This window comes from Citrobacter sp. MNAZ 1397 (assembly GCF_023613995.1).
Taxonomy (GTDB): Bacteria; Pseudomonadota; Gammaproteobacteria; order Enterobacterales; family Enterobacteriaceae; genus Phytobacter; species Phytobacter ursingii.
On sequence record NZ_JAKIVH010000001.1, the window covers coordinates 2,118,829 to 2,130,865 of the forward strand.

The 12,037-nt window shown below is 50.5% G+C and carries 14 protein-coding genes; 6 read left to right on the plus strand and 8 right to left on the minus strand.

Annotated features, from left to right (window positions below):
• The first annotated feature begins 64 nt into the window (after window positions 1-64).
• The 3 genes from rsmF (at window position 65) to L2097_RS09945 (ending at window position 2,154) form a co-directional block, all read left to right on the plus strand.
• Entirely contained in the window at window positions 65-1,504 is a 1,440-nt protein-coding gene (gene rsmF / locus L2097_RS09935; RefSeq protein ID WP_250352760.1) for a 16S rRNA (cytosine(1407)-C(5))-methyltransferase RsmF, read from the plus strand.
• 114 nt (window positions 1,505-1,618) lie between these two features.
• On the plus strand, window positions 1,619-1,858 hold the full coding sequence (locus L2097_RS09940) for a YebV family protein (RefSeq protein WP_047370879.1): 240 nt from the start codon (window positions 1,619-1,621) through the stop codon (window positions 1,856-1,858).
• A gap of 104 nt (window positions 1,859-1,962) precedes the next feature.
• Window positions 1,963-2,154 carry a YdfD/YebW family protein gene (locus L2097_RS09945; RefSeq protein WP_047370880.1) on the plus strand — a complete coding sequence of 64 codons (192 nt, stop codon included), beginning with the start codon at window positions 1,963-1,965 and terminating at the stop codon, window positions 2,152-2,154.
• Here the strand turns inward: L2097_RS09945 and pphA are convergent, their stop codons facing one another.
• The gene (gene pphA, locus L2097_RS09950; RefSeq protein WP_085005965.1) at window positions 2,155-2,799 is read right to left on the minus strand and encodes a protein-serine/threonine phosphatase; all 645 of its coding nucleotides are present in this window, start codon (window positions 2,797-2,799) and stop codon (window positions 2,155-2,157) included. It lies immediately after the preceding gene.
• Between the two features lie 169 nt (window positions 2,800-2,968).
• Here pphA and L2097_RS09955 point away from each other — a divergent pair, with 169 nt between their 5' ends.
• Window positions 2,969-3,913, plus strand: a complete 945-nt coding sequence (locus L2097_RS09955; protein WP_250352761.1) for a VirK/YbjX family protein — start codon at window positions 2,969-2,971, stop codon at window positions 3,911-3,913.
• Window positions 3,914-4,521: 608 nt separating this feature from the next.
• On the opposite strand, the gene L2097_RS09960 is transcribed toward L2097_RS09955, so the two are convergent.
• The 5 genes from L2097_RS09960 to yobA form a co-directional block, all read right to left on the minus strand.
• Window positions 4,522-4,740 (minus strand): hypothetical protein, encoded by a 219-nt coding sequence (locus L2097_RS09960; protein ID WP_047370883.1) that lies wholly within the window; start codon window positions 4,738-4,740, stop codon window positions 4,522-4,524.
• 524 nt (window positions 4,741-5,264) lie between these two features.
• Window positions 5,265-5,465, minus strand: a complete 201-nt coding sequence (locus tag L2097_RS09965) for a hypothetical protein (protein ID WP_047370885.1) — start codon at window positions 5,463-5,465, stop codon at window positions 5,265-5,267.
• A gap of 1,134 nt (window positions 5,466-6,599) precedes the next feature.
• Window positions 6,600-6,941, minus strand: coding sequence for a YebY family protein (locus tag L2097_RS09970; protein WP_120785394.1), 342 nt, complete (start codon window positions 6,939-6,941; stop codon window positions 6,600-6,602).
• 14 nt (window positions 6,942-6,955) lie between these two features.
• Window positions 6,956-7,825, minus strand: coding sequence for a copper homeostasis membrane protein CopD (copD, locus tag L2097_RS09975; RefSeq protein WP_085005964.1), 870 nt, complete (start codon window positions 7,823-7,825; stop codon window positions 6,956-6,958).
• Window position 7,826: 1 nt separating this feature from the next.
• Window positions 7,827-8,201, minus strand: coding sequence for a CopC domain-containing protein YobA (gene yobA, locus L2097_RS09980; protein ID WP_047370888.1), 375 nt, complete (start codon window positions 8,199-8,201; stop codon window positions 7,827-7,829).
• Window positions 8,202-8,335: 134 nt separating this feature from the next.
• On the opposite strand from yobA, the gene L2097_RS09985 reads away from it, so the two are divergent.
• Together L2097_RS09985 and exoX are read left to right on the plus strand one after the other, a co-directional pair.
• Entirely contained in the window at window positions 8,336-8,566 is a 231-nt protein-coding gene (locus tag L2097_RS09985) for a DNA polymerase III subunit theta (RefSeq protein ID WP_039078743.1), read from the plus strand.
• Complete coding sequence (gene exoX / locus L2097_RS09990) at window positions 8,563-9,240, plus strand: exodeoxyribonuclease X (protein ID WP_250352762.1); 678 nt, start codon at window positions 8,563-8,565, stop codon at window positions 9,238-9,240. Before L2097_RS09985 ends, exoX begins: the two co-directional genes overlap by 4 nt.
• Here exoX and ptrB read toward each other — a convergent pair.
• Together ptrB and L2097_RS10000 are read right to left on the minus strand one after the other, a co-directional pair.
• Window positions 9,237-11,297, minus strand: coding sequence for an oligopeptidase B (gene ptrB, locus L2097_RS09995; protein WP_047370890.1), 2,061 nt, complete (start codon window positions 11,295-11,297; stop codon window positions 9,237-9,239). The two genes, exoX and ptrB, sit on opposite strands and share 4 nt — an antisense overlap.
• A 78-nt stretch (window positions 11,298-11,375) precedes the next feature.
• Window positions 11,376-12,035: a tellurite resistance TerB family protein gene (locus tag L2097_RS10000; protein WP_250352763.1), complete on the minus strand. Its 660-nt coding sequence runs from the start codon at window positions 12,033-12,035 to the stop codon at window positions 11,376-11,378.
• Window positions 12,036-12,037 lie beyond the last annotated feature (2 nt).

Genomic DNA, 12,037 nt, shown 5'->3' on the forward strand with positions numbered 1-12,037 from the left:
GCGTGCCCGCGCCGGAGCGAGTATGTTACACTGCGCCCCTCCCTGCTTTCCTGTGGTATAACCTGTGGCTCAAAACGCTGTTTATCTTCCTGACGAATTTCTGGCACAAATGCGTGACCTGCTGCCAGCCCATCTCTCTTTCGACGAATTCATCGCGGCCTGTCAGCGGCCTTTGCGGCGCAGTCTACGAATTAATACGCTCAAAATTACCGTTGAAGACTTCCTGAGGCTTGTTGCGCCTTATGGCTGGCAGCTGACACCGATTCCGTGGTGTGCCGAAGGGTTCTGGATTGAGCGGGATGATGAAGAGGCGCTACCGCTCGGTAGCACCGCAGAACATTTAAGCGGAATGTTTTATATCCAGGAAGCCAGCTCCATGCTGCCGGTTAGCGCCCTGTTTGCTGATGGCGAAATGCCCGAACGGGTTATGGATGTTGCAGCGGCACCGGGCTCGAAAACCACCCAGATCGCTGCGTGCATGGGCAATCGCGGCGCTATTCTCGCTAATGAGTATTCCGCCAGTCGCGTAAAAGTGCTGCACGCCAATATCAGCCGCTGCGGCGTTTCGAATGTCGCGCTAACCCATTTTGATGGCCGCGTCTTCGGTCCGGCGTTGCCAGAGATGTTTGATGCCATCTTGCTTGATGCGCCTTGTTCTGGTGAAGGGGTGGTGCGTAAAGATCCGGATGCATTAAAGAACTGGTCGCACGCCAGTAATCTTGAGATTGCCGCCACCCAACGGGAATTGATCGATAGCGCTTTTCATGCGCTGCGTCCGGGCGGCACGCTGGTCTATTCAACCTGTACGCTCAATCGCGAAGAGAATGAAGCGATATGCCACTGGCTAAAAGCGCAATATCCTGACGCAGTCGAGTTTTTGCCGCTTGATACCCTGTTTACAGGCGCAAAACAAGCGCTGACGGATGAGGGCTTTTTGCATGTTTTTCCGCAAATTTATGACTGCGAAGGATTCTTTGTCGCGCGGTTACGAAAAACCGCGGCAATCGCGCCGATGCCTTCTCCTGGCTACAAAGTGGGTAACTTCCCGTTTAGCCGTATGAAGCCGAAAGAAGAGGCTCTGCTGATTAACGCAGCGGCCGCTGTTGGCCTGCAATGGCACGACGATCTACACCTGTGGCAGCGTGATAAAGAAATTTGGCTCTTCCCGGCACACATCGCGCCCCTTATTGGCAAAGTGCGTTTTTCGCGCCCTGGCATCAAGCTCGCTGAAAGCCACAATAAAGGCTATCGCTGGCAGCATGAAGCCGTCATCGCCCTGGCTGGAGTGGATAACCCGCTTTCATTTGAACTCACGCATCAGGAAGCGGAAGAGTGGTACCGTGGGCGTGATGTTTATCCGCAAACACCACCGATAAAAGACGATGTTATCGTTACCTACCAGCGTCAGCCACTGGGCCTGGCGAAAAAAGTGGGCAGCCGCCTGAAAAACAGTTATCCACGCGAGCTGGTAAGGGATGGCCGTCTGTTCGCCAGCAATACGTGACGGCGAGCAAAAAAACAGCATTTTCTGACTGGCATCTTGCTCTGTGTTGTACCAGGCTGAATGATGGGCGGCTGTACTGGTCGTACCACATAACTACCATCAACGGAGAGCATTATGACGAAAACCAGCGTGCGTATCGGCGCCTTCGAAATCGATGATGCCGAGTTGCAGGGCGAGAATCAGGGAGAGCGAACATTACGCATTCCTTGCTCATCAGACCCGGATTTATGTATGCAACTTGATGCCTGGGACGCGGAAACCAGCATTCCGGCGATCCTTGACGGCGAACATTCCGTTTTATACCGCGAACATTACGATCAGAAATCTGATACCTGGGTCATGCGTCTTGCCTGATTCAATGGGAACCCGTCCATGAGACGGGTTATTTACCCGCCTGATTTCCCCTGCCTCTAATCATCCCCTACAATTACATCATGCTGTAATGAACCGAGGATGGAATGTTCGCTCTGGTCTTGTTTGTTTGCTACCTGGATGGTGGGTGTGATGACATCGTCGTGGATGTCTTTAATACCGAACAACAGTGTCTTGTCGCTATGGAAGTACAACGCCTGCGCTATGGCGGATGCTATCCGGTAGAAGATTTTATTGATGGCTTCTGGCGCCCTGCCCAGGAATACAGTGATTTTTAACTACTGCACCTGTACTAATGTCATTTCACCGCCGAAGACGGCGCCAGTATCAATATAATGCTGATTGGTTGCATCCACACGATGTTTAAGCGGCGTATGACCAAACCAGAAATGGTCCGCGCCGGAAATGGCTTCACCTTTCCCTGCCAGATGTTCACTCAAACGCTCACGACGCCAGAGTACCGATTCTTTGTCTACGGGTTTTTGCCAGGCGTAGTGATCGGACGGGTAATCGGCATGGGCGATAATATTGACCCCGCTGGCGCAGTGCAGCTCAATAATATAAGGCAATTGATCACATTCCCGTAGCGCCTCACAAGCCGTGTGCTGTTCCTTTCCGCTGAGATGATTGAACCAGGCACCGCCATTGAATGACCACAGGGTCATATCCCCTGCATTGAGCGCGTCAATAGCCATCTGCTCATGGTTCCCACGGACCGTCTTAAACCACGATCTTTTAAGCAATTGCAGGCAATGCAGGCTGTCAGGTCCACGGTCAATCAAATCGCCAACGCAGATCAGCAAATCCTTATAGGGATCAAAATGGCGCTCACGCAGTTCATTCAATAGACGCTGATGGCAGCCGTGCAGATCGCCTGCGATCCAGATATGCCGCCAGGTATTCCCATCAATACGTTGATACATATCTCCCCCTTATTTTTAGTATAGAAAGGAGGCTTGACTCTGCGTAATCAGGGCCCAATTTGGTTCAACTTAAATCATCGTTAAACGAACCCGAAATAAACCACCGCGCAGGTTAATTTGCCACAGCGTAGTCCCTAGAATAGACAGTGAACATTCAGAGGGCCCTACCGTGTCGAATATCAGTCTGCAAGAAAAACACCTGCAAAATCACCATCAACATATTATTCGCGAACTGGTCTCCGGGCGTCTGGTGCCTGGCCCTATCTGGACAAAACGCAATTATCGCCTTAAGTTCCTGCTCCGTTCGCTGTTGTTCTGGCCTTCAACGGTAAAAATGCTGAGCGCGTTATCACAACGCCCGGGATTTGAACGTTTACTGAATGCCCAGGTAACACTGCCGAGCAAATCACATCGCCAATATCTGACGCTGGGGCTCAATGCAGCGAAGCGTGCCGATGCGGTCGTCAGCCACTACCAGTGGGTTGACACTTGTTTGTCTGCCAGAGCAGCCGATGCAATGACCGCCGTTAGCCCTCAGCACATTTTGCAGTGCAAAGGCAAAGATGACGCCGAATTTAATGTTTTTGCCTCCTGCGCCCATAAAGCGGAACGTGAAGGCGAAAGCACCCTGTGGTTATACGATGGCGACCATGTCCTGCTGGCGAGCGCCACATTCAGCGTGATCGAGGAAAAAGGCCAGCGTGCATTAGTGATTGGCGGTCTGCAGGGCCCCCGAAAAAACATCTCGCATGAAGTCATCAAGGTGGCTACACGTGCTTGCTACGGTATTTTTCCTAAACGCTTGCTGATCGAAGTATTGTGGCAGATGTGCGCACACACTGGCATTAGTGCGGTTTATGGCGTGAGCGATGATGGTCATGTCTTTCGCGCATTGCGTTATCGCTTTAGTAAAGGTCGCCATTTCCATGCCAGCTATGATGAGTTCTGGGCATCTATTGATGGCGAAAAAGATAATGCCTGGCGCTGGCGTTTGCCATTAATGCTGGCACGTAAACCGCTTGAGAGTATTCCAAGTAAGAAGCGTGCCGAATATCGTCGACGCTTCCAGCTACTTGATGACATGAATAACAGCCTGACAGATTTTTTCCGCTAAATATTGAGAGCAGTGGAATTACCACTGCTCTTGCTTATTACTGTCGCTGCTAATATATTATTTATTCTTATTTTCATTACCAGCAATTATTATTTCATCTCGTTACTGGCTAAAAATCCCCATACCTGAATTCATTATCTCACTCGCTGATGTCATCCGTATATCTTCCAGCCTGCGAGTTCTCACTACTAATTGATATAGCGCATATGTTGCCTGAAAAAGAAGAGACGAACCAATTAAAACATAACGATATATCTTTCAAGCCATACTTTTCATGTTAGTGTGGTTTTTCCATCTAACGGCCAGGAGGGGCTATTCCAACTCTAAGATTCGTTTGTCCTGTCTGCAAAGGAAATACATTCTTTTTCACGCAACTTTGCCCGGATAAAAATTACCCTCACGGTGCAATTTGTTCAGTGTGTGGATCTCGTCTTACGGCAAAAACATGTATTCCAGTCAGACGAAGGTGGCCTAAAAAAGCGTCCTGATGAGAGGCCTCAAGATGAGGCCTTTGTAAGACTTGCAAAATCATTTATGCGCCATCGATACAACACGGGAAAATCGTTTTCCCGCGCTGGCCACGGCTAAGTCCAGTTGATGGTGGCAGGTTAATAAAACTGACGAATGGCCTGTTCAGTTTCACGCGTACTGACTAATTCCGAAAACTTCGCTATCAGGAACTCTTTTCCATCCAGCACATACGTTTCGATCGGCATATCAAGAAAAGAGCGCTGATCATTTCTGTAGCTGACCTTCTTTAGGTCATCCGCCACCGAGATGTGATCGACCTTTCCACCGGGGAGTATTACCACAACATCTTTGCTCATGTCGTTATCCTCAGTTGTTTAAATTGCATACGACATTAGCACAGCCTTTCGGTCATCGTCTCTTGTTATGTTTAGACATCATGGCAAGTCCGGGAAAGAAAGCGGCTATGCCATAGCAATAACCCACTCACCGTTCTCATATTTTTCTTCGATGCTTTGCCAGCAACAGTGCGCGGATAACGCCTGTTGATCGGTGGTGGAATAGCTAATGTTCGGCAAAAAACATGGCGCCTTTGCGGTTCTGATAAGAACGCGAGTCAATTAACCCGCATGCCGGCGGTACCGGGTTAGTCGAGCGCTTCTTTACTCATTAACCCGCACCATAGGCCAGGCCGGGCCTATGGCAGGCGACCAGGGGGAGGTCATAACTCTGAGTTTGTCGCCGTGCGTTGTGTCAGTCAGAATGCTTACTGGCAACATCTTCATTTCAAAAAGAGTTCACCCGGAAAATATATCGTCAGACTGCGTGGACGAGGGGCAATAAAAAGCCCCGCTCAGGCGAGGCTGTTAAGATCGAAATGGCCTCAGGACACTTTCAAAGCATCCTCAATTGCATCGGCAAGAGCTTTAATTTGCTGTGCGACATATTGCATTTCTGTATCTGTTTTGCATGCTGCGGCCGCGTCATAGCTTCCAACAGAAGCCTTTGCAATGTCTAACGCTGCTTTTACTACTTCTACGCGATTATTCTCTTCGTCTGTCTTTGTGGAATATCTGTCCAGCATTACAACCTCCTTTTCATAAATTGAGAACGCAGATTACCCTTAAGATTAATCTTAATAAAGTGTTATCACAGACATTCAGCGAACTTTTACTTTTATCTCAACTTATCTCCCCGCTGGATGGAAATTATTGCTGCGCTCTTTACCCTGCAGAAACAGGGAGAACGGTCTGAGAATGAATTAGCCACCGACATGTACTTTAACAGGGCGATATACCCCGATGTCTCGTCGGTTGCGGGGCTAATGAGAACTGACAATGCACATCCTCATCCCCCCTGTATGAAGGGACAACAGAAGGCTGCCCGGACAGCCAGGATGGCATTATTTGTGTGAGCAAAAAAAAGCCGCTCGGACAGAGCGGCGAATGAAGCTTACCAGGGAATAATAATGAAGCATGGATGCAATGACTATAGCTGGCTAATCGTTGCAGATTGAAAACCAGGATGATTCTCAAAGCATATATTCTTTATAATTAGCAAACTAATGGTCGTAACGAAGAATTTATTAACTTTCAAGCAATTGCTTCCCTCAGGAGAAGAGCGGATTTCCCTCTCCTGAGGGATTTTTATTTCAAACACCACTTCTGTACTAACACCTGCATCCCCGCCAGTTTCCCGATGATTTTGCTTCGCCATCGCAGAGTGAATTATTCCGCGAGTTAGGTTGCATACGCACAATCTCTCGGCCAAAAGAGAAAGGTCAGGATTCATATAGCCGTGCCGGGGATATGCATCTGAGGCAAGAACGAAAAAGATTTGAGATCCGCGCAAAAAGGAATTTATTCTGGTATAAGGGTTAGGTTGCCGAATATGGAAATTCGGACAATTTTCGGACATTTTCCGACGGAGCCACTTAAGTGCCTGTCTGGAAAGGGTTCCAAAAAAAGACCGAATACGATTCCTGTATTCGGTCCAGGGAAATGGCTCTTGGGAGAGAGCCGTGCGCTAAAAGTTGGCATTAATGCAGGCTAAGTCGCCTTGCACTTTAAGAATAGATGACGGCGCCAGGTTTTCCAGTTTGCGGCAAATCCGCTCTGAAAAATTCGGTTATCGTCACGCTTAAAAATGTTAAAACCGCAAGACCTGTTCAATCAGACTTGCGGTTTTTTATTTAAAATCAGTCAGATGCATTCTTTTATTAACAAAGTTTTTCCGCCCGAGCGATAAAGGGCGCAAGACTCATCTTTTCACCGGGTCTGGACGGGTCGTCAATCTGGATAACACTGATGGGTTGCGCGGATGTTTTACCACTGGCCACCTGCTGTTGCGCCTCTTGATTGAGCGGATATTGCACCAGTGTGCTCGGATTGATGGCATAAAGCGCATGATCGGGTCGGCAGGTGAGCATGACCTCTTCCCGGTTAAATGCCCATTTGTCCTTACCCACTTCAAAGCGGCTTACGGTAATCACCGACGGCGCGGCAAAGGCGCCAGCGGAACATGCCAGTAAAAGCATCGTCAGTATGGTTTTTTTCATCATTTTCGCCCGGTTAATCAGAAGGGTTCCCAGGTTGCGAACAGGCTGACCGCCGCCAGCACAAGCGCACCCAGAACCACTTCGGTCCATGTCATCCAAATCAGGAAATGTCGTGCCTGGGAGTTTTTCAGGCCTAAGCGTGGCACCAGAACATACCTGTTCGCTAGCGCAATTGCCACCATTAGCGCCACCAACGCACATTTGATCAATAGCATGCGGCCATAGCCGGTTTGCATAGACCATAAGGTGCCCTGAATAAACAGGGAGTTAATCATACCTGTCACAAGAACGCCTGCCACTGCGACATGCCCGTATCGAGAAAAACGCATCATTGAGCTAACGGCATATTCTCGCCAGCGAGCCTGGCTTAATCGCATACAAAATAGTACGGGTAATAACCCACCCAACCAGGTGGCAGCACACAGCAAATGGAGTGCGTGGTTTGCACGTTGTAGTATGCCCGCGATGCCTTCATGCATGGCGGCGTGGCCGACGCCAGCGAGCAGGATCAGTTGCGCGCCTGTCAGCAACACCAGCCTTCCCTGCTGTTTGGGTTGCAGATAGCCGACAAACATCGTCATAACAGCAATGAACATCTGCCATAACCAGATACTGCCGAACTGCGTCCCGGCAAGCAGCCGCCAGGTTTGCGGACTAAAAACATCTTTCCAGCCATCGCCCATAATCCCGCCCTGTAGGGCAAACATGAAGACGGCACTTAAAGCGCCCATGCACAGGCAAAGGCGTATTAATCCGGTAAAACGCGTTACCATGACAAGGAGCAGATGGCGAGGCGCCAGCCGACTAATAAAGAGCGCGCAGCCGAAAAGCAGCATCAAGGCGGCAAAATGGATGCCGCGCAACCCAATATAGCCTGCCGTTAACATCTTATTTCACTGAAAACGTATAGGTACCACGGGTTTTGTGGCCATCGACAGAGACGACATGCCAGTCAACGGTATAATTGCCCGGCTGCAACGTCTGCTCCAGAGGAACGAGCATTTGTGTTTTGTCCTGTTCGTTACGTTTAACGGCGCCGGTCTTGATGCTCTGCTGCTGTGCCCCGGTGAGCGTGACGCCGCTGAATTTGGGTTCAATGCCTTCGGAGAAATTTAGCGTTAACGCCTGCGGGGAGGCCGTGACGTCGGCGTTCGCTGCAGGATATTGGTTTTTCAGATGGGCATGAGCGAAAGCTGCGGGTGCAGTGACGACAGCAGCGACAAGAGCCAATGTACGTGACAGGCGGGGTGCGGTGAATAGCATGTCTGGCATTCCTTTTTGTTATGTTTAAAGCGACGAGGATAACTCTGTATAATGGCCTCGTCGAGTCTCATCGGCAGACTTGTCTTTCTGCAACAGGCTTAGTAACTTTTGCGGCATAACCTCAGGAGAAACGCATGAATACCAATCTGGCCCGCCTTTCACAGGAAGAGATGGACAAAGTCAACGTCGATTTGGCAGCGGCCGGTGTTGCTTTTAAAGAGCGCTATAACATGCCGGTGGTCGCTGAGGTCGTCGAACGTGAGCAACCCGAACACCTGCGCAACTGGTTTCGCGAACGGCTTATTGCTCACCGCCTGGCGTCTGTGAATCTGTCGCGTCTGCCGTACGAGCCGAAAAGCAAATGACCGCTGAAACCGTACTTCGCGTCATCGATACCGAAACCTGCGATTTGCAAGGCGGGGTCGTCGAGATTGCTTCCGTAGATGTGGTGAACGGGCAGATTATTAATCCCATGAGCCATCTTGTTCGCCCGGACCGCCCTATCAGCCCTCAGGCGATGGCTATCCATCGGATAACCGAATCAATGGTCGCCAATCAGCCGTGGATTGAAGAAATTATTCCCCAATATTACGGTAGTCACTGGTATGTCGCCCATAATGCCAGCTTCGACAGACGCGTCTTACCCGAAATGCCAGGCGAATGGATTTGTACTATGAAGCTGGCTCGTCGGCTTTGGCCCGGTATTAAATACAGCAATATGGCTTTGTATAAATCACGCAAACTTAGCGTACAAACGCCAGCAGGATTGCACCATCACCGGGCGCTTTATGACTGCTATATCACCGCAGCCCTGCTGATTGATATTATGAAAACATCAGGCTGGACGCCGGATCAAATGGCAACGGTCACCGGCAGACCCGCACTGCTGACAACCTTCACCTTCGGTAAGTATCGGGGGAAAGCCGTCGCCGAAGTCGCGGAACGCGACCCCGGCTACTTGCGTTGGTTGTACAACAATCTGGATCGCATGAGTCCGGAGTTGCGGCTGACGTTGAAACATTATCTCGACGATCATTAATCTGCTTTGTTGCCAGGAAGCGTGCCTTGCGCCAGTGCGACCAGGAAAGCGAACTCAAGCGCCACTCCCTCGTAGGATTTAAAACGGCCTGATTTGCCGCCGTGACCGGAATCCATATCGGTACAGAGCAGAAGCAGGTTGTTGTCCGTTTTAAGTTCGCGCAGTTTCGCCACCCATTTGGCTGGCTCCCAGTATTGCACCTGGGAGTCATGCAGGCCTGTTGTGACCAGCATATGCGGATAGTCATGGGTACCGATATTATCGTACGGGCTATAGCGCTTTATGTAGTGATAGTAGGTTTCGTCCTGCGGATTTCCCCACTCTTCAAACTCGCCGGTGGTCAAAGGAATGGATTCATCCAGCATTGTTGTGAGCGTATCCACGAACGGTACCTGCGCGATAATTCCGTGAAACAGTGATGGTCGCTCGTTGATAACGGCCCCCATCAACAATCCTCCGGCACTACCGCCCATGCCATAGCAGAAAAGCGGAGAGCCATACTCCAGCGCCAGCAGCCCATCCGTAACATCGATAAAGTCGTTGAAGGTGTTTCTTTTTTTCAGGAATTTCCCGTCCTCATACCACTGCTGCCCCAGCTCACCGCCGCCGCGGATGTGGGCAATGGCATAGACAAAGCCACGATCGAGCAAACTTAACCGGCTACTGCTGAAATCAGCATCCATGCTGGCGCCATACGAGCCATAGCCGTAAACCAGTAACGGATTTTCCCCTTTGCGGAAATGTTTGTGGTTATAGACCAGCGATACCGGGACTTCCACACCGTCCCGCGCCCGGATCCAAAGATGCTCGCTACGATAATCACTGGCGTCAAATCCGGCTACTTCCGTCTGTTTGATCACGCGGCGCTCGCCGGTGTCCATGTCAAGTTCAAACAAGGTATCCGGCGTCGTCATGGACGAATAACCATAACGTAGCCGCGAGGTCTCCGGTTCAGGGTTATAAGCAAGCCAGGTAACATATGCCGGATCGTCAAAGGCGATTCCGGTGACTTCTCGCGTTTTCCGGTTGATCTGCCGCAGGCTGGTGAGGCCGCGCTGCCTTTCTTCAACCACCAGCCAGTCGGTAAACAGGGTAAATCCCTCCAGCATGACATTTTCTCTGGCGGGGATCAGCACTTCCCAACGTCGTTCATCACGTACTTTGGTGCGATATAAGCCGAAATTTTTGCCATCCCGGTTGGAACGCAAATAAAACGAGTGCTGAAAATGATCGAGGCTGTAATCGTGATCTTTACGACGCGGTAAAAAGCAGAGCGGCTGGGCATCAGGCAATTCTGCATCCAGCAGCAGCACCTCACTCGTCGTCGCACTCGCAAGATGAATAATGATGTAGTGCTGTGAACTGGTTTTGCTCAGGCTGACGTAAAAGGTGTCGTCCGTCTCCTCATAAATCAATTCATCATGGGTAGATGGAGTTCCAATGGTGTGACGCCAGACCTGATAAGGGAGCAAGGTCGTGGCATGCTTACGCACATAATAAAGTGTCTCTGAATCGTTCACCCACACACAACCCGGTGAAACATTATCGAGCATCTCCGGATACCAGTTCCCGGTTTCCAGATTACGAAAGCGCACACCATACTGGCGGCGCGAAAGGTAATCCTCGGAAATGGCCATCAGCGTATTATCCGGAGAGATGGCAATCCCTCCCAGAGTATAAAATTCGCTATGCGCAGCACGCTGGTTCGCATCCAGCAGCACTTGCCACTCATCCCATTCAGCCGAGAGCGCGGACTGGCGTTGATAAATCGGATATTCACACCCCGGCTCGAAGATGTGGCGATAGCGATAGCCATTCTTAACATAAGGCGCTGAAATCTCACGCTGCGGGATACGTGAAATGATCTCTTCCAGCAGACGATCCTGTAGTGCCTGCTGAGAAGCCATAATGCAGCGACCGTACTCATTTTCTTGTTGCAGATAATCAAGTACGTCTGGCTGCGAACGGGTGTCGTCGCGCAGCCAGTAATAGTTGTCCAGACGTGTATCGCCATGAACTGTCATAGCGTGGGGAACTTGTTTAGCTTTCGGCGGCATAGCTCTGTTCTTATTTGTTTAACACACTATAAGGTTGGCAAAAGCCGCGCGTGATGCAAGCGAAACGAGAAAGTCGCGTTAGTCGATAAGGCTCTTTTTCTGTTGTCGAAGGTCTTCTTCGATACCGTCCCGAACATCATGCGGGATCTTAAGCGCATCGCCTAAGGCAGCAAGATAGCTGCGCTCCATAAAGTGGTCGATATCTATTGCTGCGCAGCTCAGGAAATAGACTTCCAGCGCCTCTTCCTCATTTTTGATGCCAGCCGCAAGCCGATGTGGATCCAGCGGTTGTTCGATCGCTTTCGCAATCAGCTCTCTCCCTTTTTCTTCAATACCGGCCTCGTTCAGTTGTTGTTCGATAGCGGTACGTTCTCTGTCATCAATGTGTCCGTCGCTCTTCGCGGCGAACACCAGGGCCAGAATCAGACGTTCGGTGCGCGCATCAATAGACGAGCTCTGTTGGCCAAACTGCGCCTCTTCCTGATGGGCAGTGCGCACTTTGTCTTTGTACTTATTCCACAGGACGGTACCCGCCACAGCCCCGCCACCCACAAGCAGCGCGCCGGTACCGTATTTGGTCAGTAATTTACGCGAAGATTTACTGGCAACCAGCAAACCGGCAAGCCCACCTAAGGCTCCGGGCACGAGTAATTTGCCGAGATCCTGCCCACCGGAAGATGACGATGACTGGCCTTGCTGGCCAAGAAGAGACTGTAATTGGTTTAACCAGTTTGCCATGA